We start from the raw sequence: 25,286 nt of genomic DNA, 5'->3' as shown, positions 1-25,286 counted from the left end.
CCAATCTTGTTTTTAAGGTAAACCGGTAAACAAAAGGTTTAATTTCGAAATGACTCATAATTATTCGCAACACCGGAGAAATATTCTGGCTGTTATTCAGGCCTTCAAGGTTATGTTCTGGGCCAAACCTACTAGACTTTTATGCCGAACTCCCCTAAGAGTGGCTCTGTATTTATGGTAAATTAAACAGTAAGAATTGGGATATGTCGGCAAACACTATAGGGCCGCATCTGCCAGCCAGAGGAAATGCGGGCTCATGAATATCTTGATTGTCGATGCCCATTGGGCAACGCGAGCCGGGCTTGCCAGCCACCTTCTAGATATAAATCCTCGCTCTAAAATCACAGAAATTGAAAATCTGGACATGGCCCTACAGGCCCTTGCCTCCAAAACATCCTTTGATCTTTGCCTGTTTGATTTCTCCATCCCTGAAATTGAACCTTTGGGTGAATTGAAACGCCTGCGCCAGACCGCTCCCACGGTCCCCATTATTGTCATGACGGCCACAGATTCCCGGCGTTGGGCATTGCGCGCCATTGAATCAGGGGCGGCGGGGCTATTTCTCAAATCATCCCCACGGGCGGCCCTGGACATTGCCATTGAACGCGTCCTGTCTGGTGAAATTTGGCTACCCGCAGGACTGGCAGATACACCAGAACCTGGAATATTGCAGGAAACCCAAACCAGCTACATCTATGAAGACGACAGTAGCCCCCTGGGGGTTTTGACATCCCGCCAGCGCCAGGTTCTGGAATTGGTCGCCACAGGGAAACGCAATGCCGACATCGCCAAGGCCCTGGAGATATCGCCGCGCACCGTACAAATCCATGTTTCCACCATTTTAAAGCTGCTCAAGGTTAACAACCGTACCGAGGCCGCCCTTCTTGCACACAAGTTCGAACAGGCCAAAGCCGGATAATCACACCTTCGAATGGCAAAGCCCCCCTGCCTTCTGGCCCCACTTGGCGGGCTAAACCTGGTTAGCAAACACCAATTTATCTAAATTTAAGAATTTCAATGCAACCCTTGTTTCGCCTGCTGCTAAACATGGCAGCTTAATTTGACGTGTCTTTGTTGGACCATTAAGGCGGGTTATGAAGATCGAGAAACGCGATTGCAGCCCTGATCGGATTGCAAGTTTTCGTGCTGAACTGGATGCCCTGGCCGAAGGCTGCGGGCAGCAGACGATCCCCTGTGCCGCGAATTGCCCCAAGGCCAACCCGAATACATGTTCAAGATACTGCCCTGATGTTGGCGAGATGCTGTCGAGCGACCCTGAGAATTATCCCATTGAGCCAAAAATCGCACCGCTGGTCTTTGAATTAAAAAGCTATTCCGTGTTTGATCCCTGCTGGTCCTGCGAAGGACACGCCCACACCAATGGCCAGTTGTGGAAATTGCCCAGGGTTTGGTTCTATACCGATTCGTTGATCCACATCCGAATTTTAGGGGAATGCCTGGAAGACCTTTTCCACAGGGATATCATCAACGCTCGCTGGCGGGTCGTCCTGACCTTCAGCGATGACGACAATGCTGACACCACCTTTTGTGTTGAGCCCATCACCGACGACAACCCCCAGCCTCTTGAGATACTTCAGCAAGATGTCGCCACCATTGCTGAGCGTCTAACCCCGCTCATGAAGGCTCGAACCTCCCGCTTGAAAGGCGCGCTATAGCCCTTAATTGTGATTTTAACACCGCCCGCTCCGACGATCCTTGAAACAGCCCCCTTAATGCCGCAGACCATGTCTGTCGATGGCGCTACCGTCACCATGCGCATCCTGATTCCCAATTATCGAGAAAATATCGAAGCCCATTATGGCGCATCGGCAATGGGGGCCGGAATCACTTGCCCGTTTGAACATTTTGGGCTTTTGGTTTCATTCGATCACGAAGTGGAACTCGCAGCCTATAACGCTGACTGGGTTCTCCATGACACTATCAAGGATATGATCGCGCGCTTTGGCGTGGTTTTATTCAAACACACCCATCTTTCATCCGAAGAACGGGCCCAGGGACAGAAAAATATTTTTCCGTCTCTGGCATTTCATTACGACCGCCCCCCTGACAGTGACAATGTTTATTCCTTTTTTTGCCGCGACCCCTTTGATCCCATCCATAAGGCACCCAGGACATCAACCACTCTGTTGTGTGCCAATGCGGTCTGTTATGCCCAGTCGCTCAGAGAAGGCACGCGCGCCCATAGCCCGACCAAGGCCCATTACGACCTGTTTGCCAATGAAGCGGTGGAACCCTTAATTGGTGACATCATGGTCGAAGAAAAATGGCGCGCCCCTGAAGGGTGCGGTGAAATTTGCGTGTTTGATAACCGAACCATCCTGCACGCAAGCTACTACCGCGACCCGCTAAAAAAGGGCTATCCCATCGGGGTACGGTATTTGCTCTAGGCGATCCCGAATGCGGGTTTAGGCATCGGACCAAAGTTCACGGGCCACTTCAATCAGGCGGGTCAATTTGGCACGCTGCTGTTCGACGTTCATAACCCCTTCGACCGAGCTTGAGAACCCGCACTGGGGTGAAATGCAGAGCCGATCAAGATCAACAAATTCAGCCGCTTCCTTGATCCGTGCTTTCAGGGCATCGGCGGTTTCAAGCTCTGCTGATTTGGTTGTCATGGCGCCAATCACCACGGTCTTGTCATCGGGCAGCGCCGCCAACGGTGCAAATGACCCGGCACGTTCGGAATCATATTCCAGAAAATAAGTATTGATCCGAAGATTGCGGAACAGTTTTTCAGCAACATCATCATAGCCACCCGCTGCCTGCCAATGGCCTGCTTTATTGCCCCGGCAAAGATGGATGCCAACGGCCATATCATCGGGGGCACCATCGGCCACTGCATTACAGGCCTCAATATAGGTATCCAGAAGTTGTTCCCAATCATCGCCGCGTTCGGCCAAGCCAGCGCGAATTTCAGGGTCACCCAGTTTGGCAATGGAGGTTTCATCGATTTGGAAATACCGGCACCCCCCGTCATACAAAGACTTGATTTCCCCATGATAGGCCCCGACCAGATCTGACCAGTAATCATCCAGATTGGGATAGATGTCTTCGGAAATATTGGCCCGGCCCGCACGAAAATGGATATACGCCGGCCCCGGAACGGTCATTTTAACAATCGCCGATTTGGTGCAGGATGCGGCAAACTCATAATCGGAAACATTGGTCGGTCCGGCCCAGCTTACCTTGTCATAAATCTGGGGAACGCGCTGTCCGATGACATCACCGCCCTTGTCATGATAGGCAAATTTACCACGGATATCGGGGCCTTCACGCATGCCTGTAATGCCGTGGGTGGTGAAACTGTCGTAATAGGAATAACGCCGCAATTCCCCATCGCTAACCACCTTGAAGCCCAGCTCTTCCTGCAAGGCAATAACCTTCTTGATCTCAGCACTTTCAACGTCGCGCATATTGGCAGCATCGGTCTCACCTGCTTCAAATGCCTTGCGCACCGCCTTGATGGCATCGGGACGGATCAAGCTGCCGATTAATTCGGCACGAAACGGGGGGTTATGGGGCGCATTGGCCATGTGAAAATCCTTCTGAATTTAGCGTAAATGAGACGTCATTGGTCCTTGTGAAGGCCGGAATGTATCAGGCCTGCTGGTCTGGTGCCATATTCTTTTGGGCCAGTTCCCCCAGCACTTCTTCGCTCTTTTGCACCCCGTCAACGCCCATGGCTTTTGCCACATGTTCCACCTTGGTGAACTGAACATTGTCATAGGCCACAACTTCGATCCGGTTGCCCCATGGGTCCCGGAAATTAAGGCGATCACCAATGATTTCCACCCCCATTTCACCCAGCGTTTCGCGAATGCCGTCCCGGTTATCCACCACAAACCCGAAATGACGTTTGGTATCGATCGCCCCGTCGCGTTTGTTCAATGTTAGCTGGATAAACTGGTCCCCCATATCCATGAACACATTGTGGTCGCCCCGATCCCGGGCGGTAATATCAAAAATGCGGCCATAAAATTCCAGCGCCGCATCCAGGTCTTCCACTTCCAAAACCACGTGATTAATGCCCAACGCCTTTGCCTTGCCCATGTTTTCTTCCCCTAATCGCGCAAAAATGGTGGGCCCGGCTGGATTCGAACCAGCGACAACACCGTTATGAGCGGTGGGTTCTAACCACTGAACTACGGGCCCACCGCAAATTACCCGATTTCCCCGCCTTCGTCCAAGGGCGGGATGCCAAACACACAAAATAAATCGCAGAGGCGAAAGCAGTCCCGTTTAAAGCAGGCGTTGTGGGTTGCCAGCCCCCCCCGGACCATGACATTCTGGGGCCAAGGGGGTCAGAAGAAATGTGCCCCCGTCAAAATAGAACAAAAGTTGCCCTGTAAACGGGCGCGTGGGTGGTAAATATGCTTGTTGAAATGTTGGATGCGGCCGGGAATGCGGTTGTCATCATGTCTGACCCGATGCGACTGGGTTTCCTTTTTCTGGGCGTTATTATAGGCCTTGTTCTTGGCGTGATCCCGGGCCTTGGTGGCATTGTCGGGCTCGCCATTCTGCTTCCCTTTACATTTGGCATGGATACCTATGCCGCCTTTGCACTTCTGTTGGGCATGGGTTCGGTAACCACCACATCGGATACAATCCCGGCAGTCCTGTTCGGGGTCCCCGGGACGTCGGGATCTGCTGCAACGATTCTTGATGGGCACCCACTCGCCAAACAGGGCCAAGCCGGCCGGGCCTTCGGGGCGGCATATACGGCGTCCCTTCTTGGCGGCATTTTTGGTGCTTTTCTTCTTGCCATCAGCATTCCCATCTTGCGACCGGTCATGCTGTCTTTTGGGTCTCCGGAAATGCTGGGGCTTGCCATTTTTGGCCTGTCTATGGTCGCGGTCCTGTCCGGGTCCTCGCCGCTTCGCGGCCTTTGCGCAGCGGCGCTGGGACTCCTGATTTCCTTTGTTGGAACCGATCCGCAGACCGGGAACCAGCGCTGGTCCTTTGATACCCTTTACCTTTTTGAAGGGTTCCCCCTTGTCCCCATCTCGCTTGGCCTGTTCGCCCTGCCTGAACTTGCTGACATGGCCATCCAGAGGCGATCCATCGCTTCGGATTCCCATGTCGATAGCCGCAAGGGACAGATGCAGGGTGTCAGGGATACGTTCAAAAACTGGTGGCTGGTCCTTCGGGTGGCTTGGCTGGGTGCGGCGCTGGGCGCGGTGCCTGGTCTCGGCGGGCCTGTTGTGGACTGGATCGCTTATGGCTATGGCGCAAAATCGGAAAAAGGCGGATCGGAAACGTTCGGCACAGGCGATATCCGGGGCGTCATATCGTCAGAAGGCGCCAACAATGCCAAGGAAGGCGGCGCGCTTGTGCCGACCATCGCATTCGGCGTTCCCGGCTCTGCGGGGATGGCTATTCTGCTCGGGGCGTTCATGATCCACGGGCTACAGCCCGGACCGGAAATGCTGACCACGCATCTTGACCTTACCTATTCAATGGTGTGGTCGGTTGCGCTCGCGAACATTCTTGGGGCCGGCATCTGTTTTATGTTTTCCGACCAGTTCGCCAAACTGGCACTGATCCGTTTTTCGGTGTTGATGCCGCTGATCCTGTCCATCGTCTTCATTGCAGCCTTCCAGGGGTCACGAAAATGGGGCGATCTCTACGCCGTATTCATTTTCGGACTTGTGGGGTGGATCATGAAACGCCTTTCCTGGCCACGACCCCCGCTGATCCTGGGGGTGGTCCTTGGCGATATTGTCGAGCGATATATGTTCGTTTCGGTCGATCTCTTTGGCTTTGACTGGCTGTGGCGTCCCGGCGTGATCATTCTGTTTGGCATGGCCCTTATTGGGATTGCCCGGCCTTTTATCCGCGAAGTAAAAGCATCCAGTGGCGTTGGTGCAATGTTAAAAAATATGAGCCGCCCGAAGGTCAACATACAAACTGCTTTCTACGCCGCTTATATCAGCCTGTTCGTCTGGCTTCTCTGGCTGACCCGAGACTGGGACCCGTTATCCAAAATTGTCCCACTGATCGTTCTCTATTCGGCCCTGCTGTTCTCGGCTATCAGCCTGTTCAACCACACGTTCCGGAATGATGATGACGATGCTGTTGGAGACGACGGTGCCAAAATCCGCAAAGAATTGCATCTTGATACAAGAGCCGATGATCAGGGGCTGCCGACGCGTGACATGCTGAAGCGGGCTGCGGCTTTCTTTGGATGGCTTCTGGGCTTCATGGTTTTTGTCGCCCTTATCGGCATGATCCCGACGGTAACCCTTTTCGTTATCGCCTACATGCGGGTTGAAGGGCGGGAGCCATGGCGGCTCGTCGCTATTCTAGCGACGGGGATGACGGTATTTTCATACCTGCTCTTTGAAAAATTGTTACTGCTGCCCTGGCCAGCGACCGTCCTCGGCGACCTGTTCCCGATCCTCCATGACACCATTCCATCCATGTAGGCAAACCCCCGAACGACCATCGGGATTGACACCTGTACCCGGCCAACGGACTATGAAACAGAAATTGAACCGCATATAAAAAAATTAAACCAACCAAACGGGAGAAGAAAGATGATTAAAACAATCAAGGTGGCCGCTTTCGGGCTGGCTGTTGCCGTTGCCCTCGGAAGCCTCGCTGGCAGCCCGGCACAGGCTGCTCCATTTTTCAAAGGAAAAACCCTGACGCTCTGGATCGGCGGCGGCGTTTCCGGTGGCGTTAACCTCTATGGACGCACGTTTGCGCGTCACGTGATGCGGCATCTGCCAGGGAACCCGGAATTCGTAGCCCGCAACTTACCGGGTGCCGGTGGCATGGGCGCCGTCACGACGCTGTATAATCGGGCTAAAAATGATGGCACTGAATTCGCCACTTGGGCACAGGGGCCGATTACCGATCCCCTTCTGCGGCCAAAACGCAAATATAACTACGACATGCAAAAGTTCGTCTGGATCGGCAGCCTTCAGAGCAATATCCAGGCCTGTTACGTTCGTTCAGATTCCGGTTTCAAGACGGTTCAGGACGCACGGGACAAAGCCGTAAAAATGGCCGCGACCGGGGCACGATCCGGCACATCGAAAACACCACTCGCCCTGAATGCCGCCATCGGCACACGGTTCAACCCAATCACCGGTTATCGGGGATCGGGCGGCACCTACCTTGCAATTGAACGGGGCGAAACCGCAGGTCGCTGCGCCAGTTACGCATCCCTCCAGGCCGTTCATCCAGACTGGATTGCAAGTAAATACGTTCGTTTTCTGGTCCAGATCGGTCCCAGGGCCCATCCCATGCTTCCCGGCGTCCCACGTGCCATAGACCTTGCCCTCAACGACGAGGCCAAAGCACTGATCCGGTTCATGTACCAACCCCTCGAGATTTCCAATGCCTTCGCTCTGCCGCCTGGCACAAACAGCACAAGGACAAAGGAATGGCGTGCGGCTTTCGGGGCCACCATCAAGGACCCGAAGTTTTTGGCCGAAGCCAAAAAAATGAAACTGGAACTCGTTCCTTCAAATGGGGAACGGATCGGGGTCGTCATGGCAGCAATTTACGCAACGCCAAAATCCATTCTAAAGCGGGCGGAAAAGGCCTTCCGCGCGCGTAAAGGACGGTGCAACCCAAAGGTCTCTAAAAAGTGCAAGAAAAAGAAAAAGCGTAAAAAGAAATAAGGTCTCAGCCTTTTATTCAGGGCTGATACCTTAAATTCCCTGCGGGTGGCGATGGACGATCTGTCTGCCGCCATCCGCACCGGAAATGCTGGAGCCCTTCCTTGATCAAAGGTGGAGGGCGTCAGAAACACAAAAAAAACGGTGCAACCAAAATTGCACCGTTTTTTCGTGTCTGAAATGCAGTGTTTTAGGTATCCAGGAAGGACCGCAAAAGCCGTGAGCGCGAGGGGTGTTTCAATTTGCGCAATGCCTTGGCTTCGATCTGGCGGATACGTTCACGAGTAACCGAGAACTGCTGGCCCACTTCTTCCAACGTATGATCTGTGTTCATGCCGATGCCAAAGCGCATCCGCAGCACGCGTTCTTCGCGCGGCGTCAAGGATGCCAAAACCCGGGTGGTGGTTTCCCTGAGATTGGACTGGATCGCCGCTTCTACGGGAAGGATGGCATTTTTATCTTCGATAAAGTCGCCAAGATGGCTGTCTTCTTCATCGCCAATGGGGGTTTCCAGACTGATGGGTTCCTTGGCAATTTTCAGAACCTTACGCACTTTTTCCAAAGGCATGCCAAGACGTTCTGCCAATTCTTCCGGCGTTGCTTCACGACCAAATTCATGGAGCATCTGGCGCGAGGTCCGAACCAGCTTGTTGATGGTCTCAATCATGTGGACAGGGATACGAATGGTCCGGGCCTGATCGGCAATGGAACGGGTAATGGCCTGCCTGATCCACCACGTCGCATAGGTGGAGAATTTATAACCCCGGCGATATTCAAATTTATCCACCGCCTTCATCAGGCCAATGTTGCCTTCCTGAATCAGATCCAGGAATTGCAGGCCACGATTGGTATATTTTTTGGCGATGGAAATAACCAGCCGCAGGTTGGCTTCGACCATTTCCTTCTTGGCGCGCGCCGCTTCACGCTCGCCACGCTGGACCCGGTGGACGATGCGCTTGAACTCATCAACATCCAGCATGGAACGCTCGGTGATCACCACGATATCGCCACGGATTTCCTTGATCTCATCTTTGTGCTTTTCGGCAAATGCCTTCCAGCCCTTTTCCTTGAGCTTGGATACCCGGCGCAGCCAGTTGGGATCGACTTCAGCGCCTGAATATTTTTCCAAAAAGCTTTCCCGGCTGATCTTCTGCTTAAGCGCCAGACGCAAAAGGCGACCTTCCAGCCCCACCATACGGCGGTTTAGGCCATACAATTCATCCATCAACTGTTCAATGCGACCATTGTTAAGATGGACACCTTCCATCAGGTCGATCAGTTCGCGGGTCAGCTTTTCATAACGTTTTTCGATGGCAGGGGGCAGAGATTGACCCTTGCGGACGATTTCCATCCTTTTATCTTGATGGGTTTTCAGCCGTTTAAAGGTCTTGGCAATATCATCCAGATTTTTCAGAACCTTTGGCTTAAGCCGCTCTTCCATGACGGCAAGCGAAAGGTTTACTTCGGCATCATCTTCTTCGTCGTCATCGTCTTTATTGGCTGCAGCACCAGGGGCCGCCGCGCCGTTTGGCTGGGCCGCGCCATTGGGCTGTGCCGCGCCATTCTTCTGGTTGTTCGGATTGTTCGGATGGTTCGGATGGTTCGGGTTATTCGGATTGTTCGGGTTGTTCTGATTCTGTGCGGTTTGGCCGGGTCCGCCGCCATAGGTGGCATCAAGATCAATGATGTCGCGCAGCAAAAGGTCTTCGCTCTTTAACGCGTCGCGCCATTCGGTCAGTGCAGCAAGGGTCAGCGGGCTTTCACAGATGCCGCCAATCATTTCTTCACGGCCGGCCTCTATACGCTTGGCAATTTCAATTTCGCCTTCACGCGACAGAAGCTCAACAGAGCCCATTTCGCGCAGATACATGCGAACAGGATCATCGGTGCGGCCATATTCGTCATCGGATCGCGTCGTGGTTTTTGTCGCAGGTGCCTTTCCTGCATCGGGGCTTCCGGCAGCTGCAGGGGAAGAACCATCTTCGGTCTCTTCGTTCTCTACAACGCTCACGCCCATTTCATTGAGCTGCGCCATCAGGTCTTCAATTTGTTCAGACGTAAACTGGTCTTGGGGCAGGGCTTCGTTCAGTTCATCACAGGTGACAAAACCGCGTTCTTTTCCCTTGGCCAGAATTTTCTTGATGGTCGCGCCAAGGGCATCAATGACGGGACCTTCTGTAGCATTCTCTTCTGACGATTCTTCTACTACTTCAGATTTTTTCTTCGGGGCCGACTTCTGGTCTGCCTTTACTTTGGCCTTGGCTTTTGGCTTCGTTTTCAGCGCAGCTTTTGATTTCGCTTTGGGTGCTGGTTTGGCCGTTGCCGTTGCCTTTACCTTGGCTTTTACCTTTGGCTCTGGTTTTGCCTTCAGCGCGGGCTTTGATTTTGCCTTGGGTGCTGGCTTGGCCTTCAATGCAGGCTTTGGTTTTGCCTTCAGCACAGGCTTTGGCTTGGCCTTGGATTTGGACTTTTGCTGTAATTTAGTCGCCATTGATCAATTTACCCCGCTTCGATGTGCCAGAATCTCGCGCTTTAACGGAGACAGAATGGACACAGACAAGCCGTTCGCGGCCAGCCTAAAATTAGGCCAGCGCAACGGCAAGGCATAGATAAGGCCTAAACCTCTATTATTCAAGACCCCCAACCCCACAAATTATCAATCGGGTTAACCATCTTCACTCGTAATTTTTGCCGAAGGGGTGCTTTGGGTCCCGGTTCTGGTCGCATTTCGCCCCGATGCAGGACCAAAATCTTCGTCCCCTTCGGTTTCGATCAGGTTAGATTCCATACTTTTCTTGAGATTTTGCAGCCGCAGCCAGTTTTCTTCGGTGGGGTTTTCCGCAAAAGCGGACTCACAAACCGTCAATTCAGTCCGCCCAATGCTGAAATGGCGATGCAATTCGAGGGCTTTCTGAAATCCCTTCAACGCATCTTCCACGGCCGCACTGGGGCGAGCGAACCAATCCAGCACCCGTGCCTGGCCACCCAATCCATCAACAACGCGACCAAATCCGCGATCACTCAAGCCCCGCGCCAGCTTGGCCGCATCCAGATCGTCTGCACCCTGATTATCTTCTGTGGCCGCGACATCCAAGATGGCCTGGCGCAGGCTATCCAGCTCATGGCTGCCGATATCCACACTGATGAAGTCTTCCGCAACCTCACCCAGCAGCGCTGGATGGTTCAACACCGTTGCCACCAAAACCCGTTCCCGTGCCTCGGCCCGGCCTTCTTCAGTACCGATCAAAGGATCGCTGGCCAGTCGGGACAGACGAGACGCATTCATGTTGGGCCGGCGCGCCCCCTTGACCGGGGTAAAATCAGAAAACGCATCGCGCAACTGTTTGCGGAAATGTTGCACATAGTATTCCTGCACCTGTTGGTCTTCGATGGACCGGGCACGGGCCATCAGATTTTTTTCCACCAAGGCCCGGCGTTCCGGCGTGTCGATGGGTTTGCCCATTGTTTCCATGCCCCAGATCACCTCAGCCAAAGGCTTGGCCGTTTCCATCAGGGCTTCAATGCCGCGACCCCCACGGCTTTTGACCAGACTGTCTGGGTCTTCGCCTGGGGGCAGGGTGACAAAACGGAAACTTGATCCAGGCTTTAACAGGGGCAGCGCCCGTTCGGCGGCGCGCAAGCTGGCCCTTTGGCCCGCCGCATCCCCATCGAAACACAACACCGGTTCATCAACCACCCGCCACAGCGACACAATCTGTGCTTCCGTGAGCGCCGTGCCAAGGGGTGCCATGGCAGGAATGCCTGCGCGGATCAGCGCAATAACATCCATATAGCCTTCCGTTACGGCCAGATTTCCGGTTTCCCGGGCACCCTTTAGCGCATGGGACCAGCCATAGAGAAGGTTGCCTTTCTGGAACAGGGGCGTTTCAGGAGAATTCAGATATTTAGGGGTCCCATCGCCTAAAATACGCCCCCCAAATGCCACCGGACGCCCGCGCCGGTCAAAGATGGGAAAAATCACCCGGCCCCGGAAACGATCATAACTGGAACGCCCTTCATCGGGCTGGATCAAAAGACCGGATGTCACCAAAAGCGATTCCGTGACGCCACTGCCCACTAGGGCCGTCTTTAACGCATCTCTGGAATCGGGGGCAAAGCCAATGCGGAATCTGGCAACGGTTTCCCCATCCAGGCCACGTTCTAGCAGGTACTTGCGCGCAGCCCCGCCACGGGGGCCTCTCAATTCACTTTCGAACCAGGCACAGGCCTTTTCAGTCACGCTGTAAAGCGACACAGCCACTTCGGCGCGTTGGCGTTCTTCGGGGCTGGTGACGGGGACTTCTATTCCCGCATCATCGGCCAATCGTTCCACCGCTTCGGGGAAGGATAAATTATCCGTGTGCATGACGAACCCGATCACATCGCCATGGGCACCACAGCCAAAGCAATGATAAAAGCCCTTGTCTTCGTTGACGGTGAAAGACGGTGATTTTTCATTATGAAACGGACAAAGGCCTGAATATTCACGGCCTCGCTTCACCAGCTTTACCTTGCGCGAAATTCGCTCCGCAAGCCCAATCCGGGCGCGGATTTCATCAAGGAAACGCGGCGTAAAGCTCATAACGTGAATATGCCCATCATAGAACAGCCCGCAAGGCAGATGTTCTTTTGATTAATGATAAGCAAGTTTAGCCCGAGGCTAGGTCGGGGGCAATTGCCCAGCTTGTGGAAAAGAAATTCCAGTGGGGATAACTCTTAATAAGGGGAATATGGGGAACCGCCCCAAAAAGGCCTTAGCCTGCGCTCAACCGGGCTTTAACAAGCCCTGAGGCCTTGCCAAAATCCATGCGGCCCGCAAACTTTTCTTTCAAAGCAGCCATGACCTTGCCCATGTCTTTGATCGACGATGCGCCCAGCCCTGAAATCACTTCGTCAAGGGCGGCGGCCATTTCATCCGCGCCCATTTGCGTGGGCAGGAAGCGATTGATGATATCAATTTCTTCGCTTTCCTGGGTCACCAGATCCGGGCGATTGCCCTTTGTATATTGTTCAATGGAATCGTGGCGCTGCTTGATCATTTTTTGCAGCATTTCCAAAATGGCATCTTCTTCGATGCCAGTATCATTTCCGCCAGCACCGCGGGCAGCAATATCACGATCCTTGAGGGCCGCCATAATCAGCCGAAGCGTCGAAATTGTCCGCTTCTCTTTTGCTTTCATGGCCGTCTTCAACGCCTCGTTGATGGTTTGGCGCAGCATGGAATGTTCCATTCATTGTGGGAAAGGCGGGAGACTACCACAAACTGCCAAAAAATGGCAACGGCAAGAGAAATGACAAGCCATTGAAAAACAACAGAAAAATAATAAAAAAATAATAAAAAATTTTAGCCCTGTTTTGCCCCTTCCCCCTTGACGCCCGGGGCTGGATTGCTTATCTAACATCCCGATCATGCGGTGTCCCAATCCGGGCCATCGGAAACTTCCCTCAAGGGACAAATGCCCCATGGCGCAAGCCACTTCGACGCCCTCTAATCGGCGCATTGCGCGCAAGGGGGCCGTGGTTTCTGCTTCTTCTAAAACCATCAAAGCCAATATCAACAGGGCCCTGAAAACCCGGGCACCAGACGATAACGCTGCGCTGGTTCTGGCCGATGGCACCACGTTTTGGGGCCGGGGCTTTGGGGCTGCGGGTCAGACCGTAGCTGAGGTGTGTTTCAACACTTCTATCACCGGCTATCAGGAAATCCTGACCGACCCATCCTATGCGGGACAAATCATCACCTTCACCTTTCCCCATATTGGCAATGTCGGCACCAACGCAGAAGACATCGAAACCACCACACCGGCGGCGCGCGCCATGATTGTCCGCGCAGACATCACAGAACCTTCCAGCTGGCGGTCAAGCCAGCCCCTGCAAGCCTGGCTGGCAAAGAACAAGATGCCGGGCATTTCAGGCATTGATACCCGCGCTTTGGCTGCCCGCATCCGCGATTGCGGGGCCCCCAATGGTGCGTTGCAATATGCCCCAAAAGGCAAGATCGACATCGAAGCGCTGGCGCGTAAAGCAGCCAATTGGCCCGGCCTTGAAGGCATGGATCTGGCAAAAGAGGTCACGTGTAAAAAATCCTATAGCTGGACCGAGACCGCCTGGGATCTTGAGGCAGGATATGCCAAACAGACAAAGCCAAAACACCACGTGGTGGCCATTGATTTCGGAGCCAAGCACAACATCCTGCGCTGTCTGGCCACCCTTGGCTGCAAGGTCACCGTGGTTCCGGCAAACACGCCCGCCAAAAAAATTCTGGCACTTAAACCCGATGGCATTTTCCTGTCCAATGGCCCGGGCGATCCTGCGGCCACGGGGACATACGCCGTGCCCATCATCCAAGACATTTTGAAATCATCCGTGCCGGTCTTTGGTATTTGCCTTGGCCATCAATTATTGGCCCGGGCCCTGGGTGCCACCACCACCAAAATGGCCATTGGCCACCGGGGTGCCAACCATCCGGTGCAGGATTTAAAGACCAAACGGGTTGAGATTACATCCCAAAACCATGGATTCAAGGTGGATCTGGAAAGCCTGCCCAAAGGGGTTGAGGCCACCCATATATCGCTGTTCGATCAATCTTTGGAAGGGCTGAAAGTTCGGGGCAAACCGGTTTTCTCCGTCCAATACCACCCCGAAGCCAGCCCCGGCCCCGAAGACAGCCACCACCTGTTCGACCGCTTCGTCAAATTGATGGGAAAGAACTAACCCATGCCCAAACGCACGGACATAAAGAGCATCTTGATCATTGGCGCCGGGCCGATTGTGATTGGCCAAGCGTGCGAGTTTGATTATTCAGGCGCTCAGGCGTGTAAGGCCCTGAAGGAAGAGGGTTACCGCGTTATTCTGGTCAATTCCAATCCGGCCACCATCATGACAGACCCCGATCTGGCCGATGCCACCTATATTGAGCCCATCACGCCGGAAATCGTCGAAAAGATCATCGCCAAGGAACGCCCCGATGCCCTGTTGCCCACCATGGGCGGGCAAACCGGGTTGAACACGGCCCTGACGCTGGCATCGCGTGGGGTGTTGGACAAATACAATGTGGAAATGATCGGTGCGCGCAAGGAAAGCATCGATAAAGCCGAAGACCGCGAACTGTTCCGCCTGGCCATGGAAAAAATTGGGCTGGAATGTGCCCACGCGCATCTTGCCCATAACATGGAAGAAGCCCGCGAAGGGCTGGAGATCATCGGCCTGCCCGCCATCATCCGGCCTTCCTTTACCCTTGGCGGCACCGGCGGGGGCATCGCCTATAACCGCGATGAATTTTTTGAAATTGTCGCCGGCGGCATCGATGCATCCCCCACCAACGAAGTGTTGATCGAAGAATCAATCCTTGGCTGGAAAGAATTTGAGATGGAGGTGGTCCGGGACAAAAATGATAACTGCATCATCATCTGTTCCATCGAAAATGTAGACCCCATGGGCATCCATACCGGTGATTCCATCACCGTTGCACCGGCGCTGACATTGACCGACAAGGAATATCAGATCATGCGCAACGCATCCATCGCGGTGCTGCGTGAAATTGGCGTTGATACCGGGGGCTCCAACGTCCAGTTTGCCGTTGATCCCAAAACCGGGCGGTTGATCATCATTGAGATGAACCCGCGCGTTTCCAGATCATCGGCGCTGGCATCCAAGGCCACGGGCTTTCCCATTGCCAAGGTCGCGGCCAAATTGGCGGTGGGCTATACCCTCGATGAACTGGACAACGACATTACCGGCGTCACCCCGGCATCGTTTGAACCCACCATTGATTATGTGGTCACCAAAATCCCGCGCTTTACGTTTGAAAAGTTTTCCGGCACGCCCAACACCCTGTCCACAGCCATGAAATCCGTGGGCGAGGTCATGGCCATTGGCAGAACCTTTGAGGAATCCTTTCAAAAGGCACTGCGCGGTCTTGAAACCGGGCTGACGGGCATTAACGAGCTGGCCATTCCCGGTGCCGATGGCGCAGACCGGGACGCCGCCATCCGCAAGGCATTGGCCACCCCCACCCATGACCGAATTCTGACCATTGCTCAGGCTTTCCGCGAAGGGTTGAGCGTCGAAGAGATCAATCTGGCCTGCCATTACGATCCGTGGTTTCTGGAACGCATCAAGGGATTGATCGACGACGAAAAAGACATCCGCAAAAACGGCCTGCCCAAACGCGCAAGCCCCCTGCAACGGCTTAAATCCCGGGGCTTTTCCGATGCCCGTCTGGGAGAACTTTCAGACATGACTGAGGCCGAGGTTGCGCGTCGCCGTGGGCGGCTTCGGGTGCATCCGGTTTTCAAACGCATTGATACCTGCGCCGCAGAATTTCCATCGCTCACCCCCTATATGTATTCCACCTATGAAGGGTCCGGGATCGTGCCGGGGGCGGATGAATCGGATGTGTCGGACCGCGACAAGGTGATGATTTTAGGCGGTGGCCCCAACCGCATAGGACAAGGCATCGAATTTGATTACTGCTGCGTCCATGCAGCCTATGCCATGAAAGATGCCGGGCTGGAATCGATCATGGTCAACTGTAATCCGGAAACCGTTTCGACCGATTACGACACATCGGACAGATTGTATTTCGAACCCCTGACCGAAGAAGATGTTCTGGAAATTATCCGCACTGAAATGGCCTCAGGCAATTTCTTGGGCGTCATCGTTCAGTTTGGGGGGCAAACACCCCTGAAGCTCGCGAAGGCGCTGGAAGCCGCCGGCGTGCCCATTTTAGGGACATCACAAAATGCCATCGACATTGCCGAAGACCGCGACCGTTTCAAACAATTGTTGCGCCGTTTAAAACTGCGCCAGCCCGAAAATGGCATCGCCACATCCACCCAGGGTGCCACCCGGATTGCAGCCCGGATCGGCTACCCCGTTTTGTTACGCCCATCCTATGTTTTAGGCGGGCGCGCCATGGAAATCATCCATAATCCAATGGACCTTGAACGCTATATGACCTTTGCGGTTCAGGCGTCGGGGGAAAACCCGGTTTTGGTGGATCGCTATCTTCAAGATGCCATCGAAGTTGATGTCGATGCCTTGGCCGATGGCAAAGATGTGATCATTACCGGCATTATGGAACATATCGAAGAAGCCGGCGTTCATTCCGGTGATTCCGCCTGCTCCCTGCCGCCCCGGTCCCTTTCAAAAAAGGTGATCAAGGATATTTCCACCCAGACCGAAAAGCTGGCCCGCGCGCTCAAGGTGGTTGGGCTGATGAATATCCAGTTCGCGGTCAAAAATGGCGATGTTTATATTCTGGAAGTGAACCCCAGAGCATCACGCACGGTGCCCTTCGTTGCCAAAGCCACCGGCATCCCCATTGCCAAGATCGCAGCCCGGATCATGACCGGGGAAAAACTTTCCACCTTCAAGCTCAAGTCCTTTCTGGCCGATGGCAAACAACCCAAACATGTTGCCATCAAAGAAGCTGTCTTTCCCTTTGCCCGGTTCCCAGGCGTCGACATTATTTTAGGCCCGGAGATGAAATCCACGGGTGAGGCCATGGGGATTGATGCAGATTTTGACCGGGCCTTTGCCAAATCACAATTAGGCGGCGGCACACGAGTGCCCGTTTCCGGCACGGCCTTTATTTCTGTGAAAGAACGCGACAAAGCAGCCATGGTAGAGCCCGGCCAACAATTAATTGCCCTTGGCTTCAAACTGATCGCTACCCGTGGCACGGCTGAAGTTTTACGCGACGCGGGCCTTGAATGTGCCATCGTCAACAAGGTTTTAGAAGGCCGGCCCCATATTGTCGATGCCATGAAAAATGGCGAAATTCAGCTGGTTTTCAACACCACCGAGGGTGCTGAAGCCATCCGCGACAGCTTTGATCTTCGTCGTAATGCGCTTACACACAAAATACCGTATTATACCACCGTTGCCGGTGCATTGGCGGCAACTCTGGGAATAGCGGCACTGAAAGCAGGAGACCTTGAAGTCAGACCCCTGCAGTCCTATTTTCCAGATAGCCTTTAATTAACCCTTTATTAAGCATGTTTTTGATTTTATGGGGGTCGACCATCACGCCACCAAACACATTATTCTTGATTTAGGCCGAACCATTTGAGGTTCTAAAATTTGAATGTTTTATTTACCCTTGGGCTTCATTAGAATGCACCCAAAGGGTCCAAGATAAAGACGGAAGATATTATGGATAGAGTCCCCATGACCGAGGGGGGTCACGAAACCCTGGTCAAAGAATTGAAAAATCTCAAAAGCGTTGAGCGGCCGAACGTCGTTGATGCCATTGAGGAAGCGCGCGCCCATGGCGATCTTTCAGAAAATGCTGAATATCACGCCGCCCGGGACAAACAAAGTTTCATTGAAGGCCGGATTGCTGAACTGGAAGACAAGCTGTCGCGGGCTGAGGTGATCGACACCAGCCAGATCAAGGGCGTCATCATCCGTTTTGGGGCCACCGTGAGCGTTGTCGATGAAGATACGGATGAAGAATCCACCTACCAGATTGTTGGCGAAGATGAAGCCGACGTTGGATCAGGGCTTTTATCCGTCACATCCCCACTGGCCCGCGCACTGATCAGCAAAGAAGTTGGTGATTCCATTGAACTCACCACGCCCGGCGGTTCCAAGGGTTATGAAATCCTGAAGCTGCTATACAAATAAGCTTCGGCTATTCATCCACATCGGTATTAACAGGGACGCCTGGGTTATCCTTCGAGGTGCGAATGGTCTCCAGAGTCTGAACTTTGGCGACATGGGCAGCAGAAGTTAACTGCATGGTCAGGGAATCCCGGTGGGGTTTATCCCTGGCAACCATTTTCAACAGAAAATCCCCGCCGCCGCGAATCATGTGACATTCGCGGACTTCCGGCCAATCGGAAACCGCTTCTTCAAATAGCGACAAGACTTCCTGGGACTGGGAATCCAGGCCGACAAGGGCGAAAAACATTTCCTTGAAGCCAAGGGATTCTGCATCCAGTTTGCCATGATACCCCTGAATAAAGCCCGCCTCTTCCAGAGCCCGAACCCGACGCAGGCAGGGTGGTGCGGAAATACCGGCATTTCGGGCCAGATCCACATTGGTGATGCGGCCATCTTCCTGAAGATCCGCCAATATCTGGCGATCAATCCTGTCCAGCCTTACCCGTTGCATGCCCCGCTCCGTTTTCTTATATGTTCTTGATGATCCAAAGATGCTTTGGAACCGAGGCGAAGTTTACCCCTTTTAGGAATACAGGGTAATATTATTTCAAAGCCCCCATTCGCCTTGCCCTTGGATGGCGGCGTTTCTATTGTGTGGGCATCCTTAATTTTTTAATTAGTGATTGTCATCCATGACCGAAAACACACCAGAACCCAGCACAGAAGACACAGGTGAAGACACCCATTCAAAGGTACTGATCCTAGGCTCCGGCCCCGCCGGATTAACGGCTGCCATCTACACCGCCCGGGCCAGCCTCAAACCCATGATGGTTGCAGGGCTCCAGCCCGGCGGCCAGATGACCATCACCACTGAGGTGGAGAATTATCCGGGTTTTGCAGAAACCATTCAGGGCCCATGGTTGATGGAACAGATGCAGGCCCAGGCCGATAAGGTTGGCACCGAGATCATCTCTGACATCATCATGGGCGTCGATTTTTCCAAACGCCCCTTTATCTGTACGGGTGATTCCGGGAAGATTTACACCGCAGACTCGATCATCATTTCCACCGGCGCGCAGGCACGCTGGCTGGGGATGGACAGTGAAGAAAAATTCAAGGGTTTTGGGGTTTCTGCCTGCGCCACCTGTGACGGGTTCTTTTACCGTGGCAAAAAGGTCTGTGTGATCGGCGGCGGCAACACGGCCGTTGAAGAAGCCATCTATCTGACCAACCATGCCGACGAAGTCATCTTGATCCATCGGCGCGACAGTTTGCGTGCCGAACAAATTCTCATCGACCGGCTGGAAGCGAACCCGAAAGTCCGGATTATTTGGGATACCGTGCTTGATGAGGTTCTGGGTGACACCGATCCTTTAGGGGTAACCGGTGTTCGGCTTAAAAATGTAAAATCGGGCGAACAATCCACCCTTGATCTTGATGGGGTGTTCGTTGCCATTGGCCATACCCCCAACACATCCCTTTTTGAGGGGATTCTGGACATGGATGATGAACATTATCTGGTTACAAAACCCAATTCCACGGCAACCAATATCCCCGGCGTGTTTGCCGCAGGGGATGTTCAGGATAAAATTTTCCGCCAAGCCGTAACCGCCGCCGGTACCGGTTGCATGGCAGCACTGGAAGCAGAACGCTTTTTGGCAGAGGCCGAATAGGACGCTTAAGGCCAAGAGGGAAGGCAAGAGAGATATGGACTGGGACAAACTTCGCATCTTCCACGCCGTCGCCCAGGCAGGCAGTTTCACCCATGCCGGGGAAACGCTGAACCTCAGCCAATCGGCCATATCCAGACAAATCTCTGCGCTGGAACATGATCTGGATGTGGTCCTGTTCCACCGCCATGCCCGGGGCTTGGTCTTAACAGAACAGGGGGAATTGCTGTTCGCCACCAGCCGCGAAGTGGTGGATAAAATTGCCGATACCCAAAACAAGCTGTCTGAATCAACGGACCGGCCAAGCGGGCCCTTGAAGGTCACCGCGACCGTGGCGCTGGGGTCCATCTGGCTCACCCCCAGGGTCAAGGAATTCATCGATCTGTACCCCGATATTTCCCTGACACTTTTGTTGTCTGATGAAGAAATCAATATTGGCATGCGCGAAGCCGATGTTGCCATCCGGCTCAACACCCCACGCCAGCCGGATTTGGTGCGCCGCCCCCTCATGGCCATGCACAACCATGTCTATGCGGCACCTGAATACCTTCAGGCCCATGGCATGCCCCAAAGCATCGAAGAATTAAGCAATCACAACCTGGTCGTTTACGGCGAAGCCCTTCACCCACCCACGGCGCACATTAACTGGCTTGAAAAAGCCGTCAAAAAAGCTGGCGTCACGCCCAACAACACCTTGAAGGTCAACAACATCTACGGCATCTATCGCGCCGTGCAATCGGGGGTGGGCATTGCTGCCCTGCCCGATTACACCGTCCGCCAAATCAGCAACATGGTCCGCATTCTGCCAGAACTGGAAGGGCCGACCTATGACAGCTATTTTGTCTATCCAGAAGAACTGCGCCAATCCAAACGAGTCGCTGTTTTCCGTGATTTCCTCTTGGGTAAAATCAGCGAAACCCGGTTCTAACTCTTAATTTTATATATATTTCAATGGGTTGTCTCGAAACATAGCCATGCACTGTGTGCATGGCTATGTTGTTGTATTGGCACTGGAAGTTTTACCACCAGACCCTATTTTTACGGTGTTCTTACGGCGGTTTACCCCTATCCCGCCGAAAGCGTTTCCAGGCTAAGGCCTGGATCACGGGCCTCCCGCGTATTTGGTGAGGTCCGACGTCTCCCAGACGTGAAGCCTCCCTGTTAGACTTGCCGGTTCCTTCGGGAACCGGCTTTTTTTTGTTTGGATTATTTGCCCGAATATTTGAGGTGTTTTATCCGCCTTGTACATGTACGGGACCCGCAATGCCTTATCCCGGATACCGGTCCAGAAATTCAATCCGAAACAACTTTTGTTGGACTGCTGCAGCCCCAGAAAATACGGAATTTTTTGGGAGCGGTTTAAGTGCCGAACTATTTATAAAGGTCTTCGCCCGCTTTGTCCTTGTACAGGCTGGCGACAAATTCTTCGTAACCATTGAACATTTTGGTTGGCACACGGATGCCTTCACCCAGCAGTTTTTCTGTGGCCTGGCTCCATCTGGCATGAGGAACTTCGGGATTAACGTTGGCCCAGAACCCATATTCCGATGCCTGAATTTCTTCCCAGAACGTTTTGGGACGTTTATCGGTGAAGCTGATGCGGGTAATGGATTTGATGTTCTTGAACCCGTATTTCCATGGCACCACAAGACGCAACGGTGCCCCGTTTTGTTTGGGGATCGGCTTTCCATAAAGCCCGGTGGCAATAAAGGCCATTTCATTGCGGGCCTCAGCCATGGTCAGGCCTTCGATATAGGGCCAGGGATACCAATGCTGTTTTTGGCCCGGCGCAATATCAGGGTTCTTGAACGTTTCCATGCGCAGGTATTTTGCCCCCGACATTGGCTTCGCCAAATCCACCAATGCTTTTAACGGAAAGCCAGACCACGGCACGGTCATGGCCCAGGCTTCGACGCAGCGGAAGCGATAGACCCGTTCTTCCAGTTGCATTTTTTTCAACAACCCGTCGATATCGATGTCGAACGGCTTATCCACCATGCCATCAATGCGGATGGTCCAGGGGCGAATGGGAAGTTTTTGGGCTGCTTTGAAAATAGATTTATGGGACCCAAATTCATAAAAATTATTGTATTCGATGGCATCAGATTCCGCCGTCATCTTGCGGTCCACCCGGTAGCGCAAATTCCGGCTCACAGGATACAGGCCCGCCGTTGGGTCTTTGATATCGGCTGCCTTGGCATTGGCACCGTCATCACCACCATCACAGGCCACCAACAGCGGTGCCGTCGCTGCCAAAATCGGCCCGGCGGCCAAACCCTTCAGCAATTGACGACGGTCATTGTAAATATGTTCTGGTGTAACAGCGCTTTCAGGCAGCGCCCAGCCCGGCTTCTTGATGATGTGCATGGTCAAATCCTCCGTTATAGGGAGGATACGGGTTTCACCCTTTACTGCAATGCACAGTTTTGTGAACACCCGTGACAATGCGCCAAAGACACACTGTCACGGGGTTTTGATTAATTGCTTTCGATGATCGGATAGAATTCTTCTTTGCCGACACCACATTCCGGGCATTCCCAGGTATCGGGCAGGTCATCAAAGGATGTCCCCGGCGCAATCTTTTGGGTCGGGTCCCCTTTTGCAGGGTCGTAGATATAATCGCAATCACCACAAATATATTTCTGCATGGCTCTATCCTTTTTATAGAACGTCTATTTAAGCGTTGGGAGCCTTGTCCGCGGCAATCACTTCTACATTATTGGGATCAAGCTTTTGGGGGGCCGCATCAACGCGGCGCAGATTGGTGCCTTTTTCAAAACCAGCCATCTGGAGAAGCTCCAGGTCCTGGCTTTCATCGGCACTTTCAAACCAATACTGAACGCCACTGGGGATCAGGATGCCTTCCATTGGGCCAAATTCGCCAATGATCTCGTCGTTAACACCATAAAAACGCACCCGGCCTTTCAAGGTCATCCAGAAACCGTCCATGCCATCATGGGAATGCAGGTTGTTTTCCCCGCCCCTGCGCACAACCTGAACACGCCCGCGAATGACATCGCTGCCAGCAAGCTGGACGATCATCTTGTCGCCAGGCAGGTTTTCAGGCTTTTCGTACTTAAACGTGGTGCAACGCGTTGCTGCTGCAACGTCTTCAACTTCACTGACAGACATGGGGTTTCCTCTTCAAATTCTAGCGTTCATTGATTTTCATGTGCGCAGAATTAAACCATTCCCGATGATCAGGCAAGAGGCGGCACCATAATCACCGAAACGACAACCCTGTCCTTCATTGTGCCGCTGGGGCTTCCGCTTGGCGATCGAGGACAATGCGTGCCGCAAAGCTGTCACTTAAGGCTTATTTTAAGAAACGCTTTTACAAGCCCGTGCGATGCGCGAACAGGCATCTTCCAGAACTTCCAAAGAAGTCGCATAAGAAATGCGGAAACACGGTGACAGCCCAAAGGCTGCCCCCTGGACCACGGCAACCCCTTCGGTTTCCAAAAGCCAGGTCACCACATCGCCATCATTTTCCAAAATCTTGCCCGCATCAGTGGTCTTGCCGATCAACCCATCACAGCCGGGATAGACATAAAACGCGCCTTCCGGTTTAGAACACGTGATGCCCGGTGCAGTATTAAGCAGGTCAACCACCCGGTCACGGCGTTCCTTGAAGGCAGCAACCCGGACAGGGATAAAATCCTGTGGGCCGGTCAATGCCTCAACCGATGCCGCCTGAGAAATAGAGCATGGACTGGATGTGGACTGGGACTGGATTTTCGCCATGGCCTTGATCAATTCTTTCGCACCCGCCGCATACCCAATGCGCCAACCGGTCATGGCATAGGCTTTCGATACCCCGTTCATGGTCAAGGTACGATCCATCAGGTTTGGTTCAACCTCTGCGATGGTCGCGAATTTAAAATCGTCATAGATGATATGTTCGTAAATATCATCGGTCATGATCCAGACATGGGGATGCTGCATCAAGACATCGGCCAGTGCCTTCAGTTCATCGCGGGAATAGGCCGCCCCTGTCGGATTGGACGGCGAATTCAGCAAAACCCATTTGGTTTTAGGCGTGATCGCCCGATCCAGTTGTTCCGGTGTGATCTTGAATGATTGGGAAAGCGGGGCCTCGATGATCACAGGCGTACCACCAGAAAATAACACGATGTCGGGATAGCTCACCCAATAGGGGGCTGGAATAATAACCTCATCACCGGCATTCAGGGTCGCCATCATGGTGTTGAAGATGATGTGCTTGCCCCCACAGGCAACCGTGACCTGATCGGCGGTGTAATCAAGGCCATTTTCGCGCTTGAATTTATCAACAATGGCTTCACGCAATTCGGGCGTGCCATCCACCTTGGTGTATTTTGTATCCCCACGCGCCATGGCCGCCGTGGCCGCCGCCTTGATATTTTCCGGCGTATCAAAATCAGGCTCACCGGCACCAAGGCCGATAATGTCCCGGCCTTCGGCCTTTAATTCAGCGGCAAGCGCTGTCACTGCCATGGTGGCTGATGGTTTAATGGCAGAAAGCTTTTCTGAAAGAAACTGTTCAGGGATGGTCATTTAAGGTGTCCCGCAGGCGTGGTGGTGGATGGTAATGGTTCGTGGTCGTGGCCCGAAAAAAATCAACGTAAACATAGTCTATGCCATACAACCGGGAACGGGCCTTAATCAAGGTCAAAAAGAAGGAATTAGCAACCTTTCTTGCTGTCGAACACCAGTTGCGCCAAATCTGTGATCCCCGCACCGTCGGAAGCCCCCAGTTTGGTGCCATTTACAGCCATATCGCCGGCCACCCCCTGGACCCAGATCCGGCGTCCCGGTTTGGGAGCATAATCCAGCGTTTCTCCGGCCCCAAGGATGGCCCCGTATAGGATTGCATTGCCCTGAATCACAACCGCATCTTCCCGGCCCTCCATATCTGGGCCAGCGGCAATGGGGCAAAACCGCCCATATTTTTCATCCGCGCCGAATGCACGCTGGTGATAGGCCGGAGCGTAGCCTTCGCGATCAGGATGAAGCCAGATTTGCAACAGATGCGCCGGGTCTGTTTGGGATGCATTAACTTCTGAATGGCTGATGCCCAACCCTGCTGTCATGGCCTGAACCTCACCGGCCTTGATCGTAAAGCGATTGCCCATGCTGTCTTCATGGGCCAAGGCGCCATCAATCATATAGGTGATGATTTCCATATCCCGGTGATCGTGGGGCCTGAAACCTCCGCCAGGGGCAATATGATCTTCGTTGATCACCCGAAGTGGGCCAAAATCGACATGCGCTGGGTCTTGATAATCGGCAAAGGAAAAGCTGTGGTGACTTTCCAGCCAGTCCAGCCGGGTTTCCCCTCTATCTTTTGCAGCCCTGATCAAAATCATGGTGTGGC

21 protein-coding genes and 1 tRNA gene are annotated in these 25,286 nt (G+C 53.4%); 10 read left to right on the top strand and 12 right to left on the bottom strand.

The window, feature by feature from the left end; all coding sequences use genetic code 11:
* Positions 1-256 precede the first annotated feature (256 nt).
* The 3 genes from HOJ08_06140 to HOJ08_06130 all read left to right on the top strand — a co-directional run bounded on the left by HOJ08_06140 (position 257) and on the right by HOJ08_06130 (position 2,408).
* Entirely contained in the window at positions 257-919 is a 663-nt protein-coding gene (locus HOJ08_06140; protein ID MBT5673013.1) for a response regulator transcription factor, read from the top strand.
* Positions 920-1,094: 175 nt separating this feature from the next.
* Positions 1,095-1,676 carry a hypothetical protein gene (locus HOJ08_06135; GenBank protein MBT5673012.1) on the top strand — a complete coding sequence of 194 codons (582 nt, stop codon included), beginning with the start codon at positions 1,095-1,097 and terminating at the stop codon, positions 1,674-1,676.
* A 57-nt stretch (positions 1,677-1,733) separates the two neighbouring features.
* On the top strand, positions 1,734-2,408 hold the full coding sequence (locus HOJ08_06130) for a hypothetical protein (protein MBT5673011.1): 675 nt from the start codon (positions 1,734-1,736) through the stop codon (positions 2,406-2,408).
* An 18-nt stretch (positions 2,409-2,426) separates the two neighbouring features.
* On the opposite strand, the gene HOJ08_06125 is transcribed toward HOJ08_06130, so the two are convergent.
* The 3 genes from HOJ08_06125 to HOJ08_06115 form a co-directional block, all read right to left on the bottom strand.
* Positions 2,427-3,554 (bottom strand): 5-methyltetrahydropteroyltriglutamate--homocysteine S-methyltransferase, encoded by a 1,128-nt coding sequence (locus HOJ08_06125; protein MBT5673010.1) that lies wholly within the window; start codon positions 3,552-3,554, stop codon positions 2,427-2,429.
* 64 nt (positions 3,555-3,618) lie between these two features.
* Complete coding sequence (locus HOJ08_06120) at positions 3,619-4,071, bottom strand: VOC family protein (GenBank protein MBT5673009.1); 453 nt, start codon at positions 4,069-4,071, stop codon at positions 3,619-3,621.
* Between the two features lie 26 nt (positions 4,072-4,097).
* A tRNA-Ile gene (locus tag HOJ08_06115) sits at positions 4,098-4,173 on the bottom strand.
* Positions 4,174-4,403: 230 nt separating this feature from the next.
* On the opposite strand from HOJ08_06115, the gene HOJ08_06110 reads away from it, so the two are divergent.
* Complete coding sequence (locus HOJ08_06110) at positions 4,404-6,446, top strand: tripartite tricarboxylate transporter permease (GenBank protein ID MBT5673008.1); 2,043 nt, start codon at positions 4,404-4,406, stop codon at positions 6,444-6,446.
* Positions 6,447-6,557: 111 nt separating this feature from the next.
* On the top strand, positions 6,558-7,652 hold the full coding sequence (locus HOJ08_06105; protein ID MBT5673007.1) for a hypothetical protein: 1,095 nt from the start codon (positions 6,558-6,560) through the stop codon (positions 7,650-7,652).
* A gap of 187 nt (positions 7,653-7,839) precedes the next feature.
* On the opposite strand, the gene rpoD is transcribed toward HOJ08_06105, so the two are convergent.
* The 3 genes from rpoD to HOJ08_06090 all read right to left on the bottom strand — a co-directional run bounded on the left by rpoD (position 7,840) and on the right by HOJ08_06090 (position 12,868).
* Positions 7,840-10,140 carry an RNA polymerase sigma factor RpoD gene (gene rpoD / locus HOJ08_06100; GenBank protein MBT5673006.1) on the bottom strand — a complete coding sequence of 767 codons (2,301 nt, stop codon included), beginning with the start codon at positions 10,138-10,140 and terminating at the stop codon, positions 7,840-7,842.
* A 174-nt stretch (positions 10,141-10,314) separates the two neighbouring features.
* A complete protein-coding gene (locus tag HOJ08_06095; GenBank protein MBT5673005.1) occupies positions 10,315-12,231 on the bottom strand; it encodes a DNA primase in 1,917 nt (638 codons plus the stop codon).
* 172 nt (positions 12,232-12,403) lie between these two features.
* Positions 12,404-12,868, bottom strand: a complete 465-nt coding sequence (locus HOJ08_06090) for a GatB/YqeY domain-containing protein (GenBank protein MBT5673004.1) — start codon at positions 12,866-12,868, stop codon at positions 12,404-12,406.
* A gap of 244 nt (positions 12,869-13,112) precedes the next feature.
* Between HOJ08_06090 and carA the strand changes: the two genes are divergently transcribed.
* The 3 genes from carA to greA all read left to right on the top strand — a co-directional run bounded on the left by carA (position 13,113) and on the right by greA (position 18,281).
* Positions 13,113-14,363 (top strand): glutamine-hydrolyzing carbamoyl-phosphate synthase small subunit, encoded by a 1,251-nt coding sequence (gene carA / locus HOJ08_06085; GenBank protein ID MBT5673003.1) that lies wholly within the window; start codon positions 13,113-13,115, stop codon positions 14,361-14,363.
* 3 nt (positions 14,364-14,366) lie between these two features.
* Positions 14,367-17,633, top strand: coding sequence for a carbamoyl-phosphate synthase large subunit (carB, locus tag HOJ08_06080; protein MBT5673002.1), 3,267 nt, complete (start codon positions 14,367-14,369; stop codon positions 17,631-17,633).
* A 174-nt stretch (positions 17,634-17,807) separates the two neighbouring features.
* Positions 17,808-18,281 (top strand): transcription elongation factor GreA, encoded by a 474-nt coding sequence (greA, locus tag HOJ08_06075; GenBank protein ID MBT5673001.1) that lies wholly within the window; start codon positions 17,808-17,810, stop codon positions 18,279-18,281.
* Positions 18,282-18,288: 7 nt separating this feature from the next.
* Here the strand turns inward: greA and HOJ08_06070 are convergent, their stop codons facing one another.
* On the bottom strand, positions 18,289-18,771 hold the full coding sequence (locus tag HOJ08_06070; GenBank protein MBT5673000.1) for an Lrp/AsnC family transcriptional regulator: 483 nt from the start codon (positions 18,769-18,771) through the stop codon (positions 18,289-18,291).
* A 181-nt stretch (positions 18,772-18,952) separates the two neighbouring features.
* Here HOJ08_06070 and trxB point away from each other — a divergent pair, with 181 nt between their 5' ends.
* Together trxB and HOJ08_06060 are read left to right on the top strand one after the other, a co-directional pair.
* Positions 18,953-19,933 (top strand): thioredoxin-disulfide reductase, encoded by a 981-nt coding sequence (gene trxB / locus HOJ08_06065; GenBank protein ID MBT5672999.1) that lies wholly within the window; start codon positions 18,953-18,955, stop codon positions 19,931-19,933.
* Positions 19,934-19,967: 34 nt separating this feature from the next.
* Entirely contained in the window at positions 19,968-20,858 is an 891-nt protein-coding gene (locus HOJ08_06060; GenBank protein MBT5672998.1) for a LysR family transcriptional regulator, read from the top strand.
* Between the two features lie 443 nt (positions 20,859-21,301).
* Here HOJ08_06060 and msrP read toward each other — a convergent pair whose 3' ends face one another.
* From msrP to HOJ08_06035, 5 genes are all read right to left on the bottom strand, one after another.
* Complete coding sequence (gene msrP, locus HOJ08_06055; GenBank protein MBT5672997.1) at positions 21,302-22,297, bottom strand: protein-methionine-sulfoxide reductase catalytic subunit MsrP; 996 nt, start codon at positions 22,295-22,297, stop codon at positions 21,302-21,304.
* A 110-nt stretch (positions 22,298-22,407) separates the two neighbouring features.
* The gene (locus HOJ08_06050; protein ID MBT5672996.1) at positions 22,408-22,578 is read right to left on the bottom strand and encodes a rubredoxin; all 171 of its coding nucleotides are present in this window, start codon (positions 22,576-22,578) and stop codon (positions 22,408-22,410) included.
* A gap of 28 nt (positions 22,579-22,606) precedes the next feature.
* Positions 22,607-23,062 (bottom strand): hypothetical protein, encoded by a 456-nt coding sequence (locus HOJ08_06045; protein MBT5672995.1) that lies wholly within the window; start codon positions 23,060-23,062, stop codon positions 22,607-22,609.
* 189 nt (positions 23,063-23,251) lie between these two features.
* Entirely contained in the window at positions 23,252-24,466 is a 1,215-nt protein-coding gene (locus tag HOJ08_06040; protein MBT5672994.1) for a pyridoxal phosphate-dependent aminotransferase, read from the bottom strand.
* 128 nt (positions 24,467-24,594) lie between these two features.
* Positions 24,595-25,278, bottom strand: coding sequence for a cupin domain-containing protein (locus tag HOJ08_06035; GenBank protein ID MBT5672993.1), 684 nt, complete (start codon positions 25,276-25,278; stop codon positions 24,595-24,597).
* Between the last annotated feature and the right edge of the window lie 8 nt (positions 25,279-25,286).

This window comes from Rhodospirillales bacterium (genome assembly GCA_018666775.1).
Lineage (GTDB): Bacteria > Pseudomonadota > Alphaproteobacteria > SMXQ01 > SMXQ01 > JABIXC01.
The sequence above is the reverse complement of the archived record's forward strand: the minus strand, read 5'-3'. Positions and strand labels throughout refer to the sequence as shown.

Bases quoted from the DNA above. Each gene is read 5' to 3' on its own strand.
- greA (MBT5673001.1), top strand. From the start codon at position 17,808: ATGGATAGAGTCCCCATGACCGAGGGGGGTCACGAAACCCTGGTCAAA.
- trxB (MBT5672999.1), top strand. From the start codon at position 18,953: ATGACCGAAAACACACCAGAACCCAGCACAGAAGACACAGGTGAAGAC.
- HOJ08_06045 (MBT5672995.1), bottom strand. From the start codon at position 23,062: ATGTCTGTCAGTGAAGTTGAAGACGTTGCAGCAGCAACGCGTTGCACC.
- HOJ08_06035 (MBT5672993.1), bottom strand. From the start codon at position 25,278: ATGATTTTGATCAGGGCTGCAAAAGATAGAGGGGAAACCCGGCTGGAC.
- HOJ08_06090 (MBT5673004.1), bottom strand. From the start codon at position 12,868: ATGCTGCGCCAAACCATCAACGAGGCGTTGAAGACGGCCATGAAAGCA.
- carB (MBT5673002.1), top strand. From the start codon at position 14,367: ATGCCCAAACGCACGGACATAAAGAGCATCTTGATCATTGGCGCCGGG.
- HOJ08_06130 (MBT5673011.1), top strand. From the start codon at position 1,734: ATGCCGCAGACCATGTCTGTCGATGGCGCTACCGTCACCATGCGCATC.
- HOJ08_06120 (MBT5673009.1), bottom strand. From the start codon at position 4,071: ATGGGCAAGGCAAAGGCGTTGGGCATTAATCACGTGGTTTTGGAAGTG.
- HOJ08_06140 (MBT5673013.1), top strand. From the start codon at position 257: ATGAATATCTTGATTGTCGATGCCCATTGGGCAACGCGAGCCGGGCTT.
- HOJ08_06110 (MBT5673008.1), top strand. From the start codon at position 4,404: ATGTTGGATGCGGCCGGGAATGCGGTTGTCATCATGTCTGACCCGATG.
- HOJ08_06095 (MBT5673005.1), bottom strand. From the start codon at position 12,231: ATGAGCTTTACGCCGCGTTTCCTTGATGAAATCCGCGCCCGGATTGGG.
- HOJ08_06060 (MBT5672998.1), top strand. From the start codon at position 19,968: ATGGACTGGGACAAACTTCGCATCTTCCACGCCGTCGCCCAGGCAGGC.
- msrP (MBT5672997.1), bottom strand. From the start codon at position 22,297: ATGCACATCATCAAGAAGCCGGGCTGGGCGCTGCCTGAAAGCGCTGTT.
- HOJ08_06050 (MBT5672996.1), bottom strand. From the start codon at position 22,578: ATGCAGAAATATATTTGTGGTGATTGCGATTATATCTACGACCCTGCA.
- HOJ08_06135 (MBT5673012.1), top strand. From the start codon at position 1,095: ATGAAGATCGAGAAACGCGATTGCAGCCCTGATCGGATTGCAAGTTTT.
- HOJ08_06125 (MBT5673010.1), bottom strand. From the start codon at position 3,554: ATGGCCAATGCGCCCCATAACCCCCCGTTTCGTGCCGAATTAATCGGC.
- HOJ08_06040 (MBT5672994.1), bottom strand. From the start codon at position 24,466: ATGACCATCCCTGAACAGTTTCTTTCAGAAAAGCTTTCTGCCATTAAA.
- carA (MBT5673003.1), top strand. From the start codon at position 13,113: ATGGCGCAAGCCACTTCGACGCCCTCTAATCGGCGCATTGCGCGCAAG.
- rpoD (MBT5673006.1), bottom strand. From the start codon at position 10,140: ATGGCGACTAAATTACAGCAAAAGTCCAAATCCAAGGCCAAGCCAAAG.
- HOJ08_06105 (MBT5673007.1), top strand. From the start codon at position 6,558: ATGATTAAAACAATCAAGGTGGCCGCTTTCGGGCTGGCTGTTGCCGTT.
- HOJ08_06070 (MBT5673000.1), bottom strand. From the start codon at position 18,771: ATGCAACGGGTAAGGCTGGACAGGATTGATCGCCAGATATTGGCGGAT.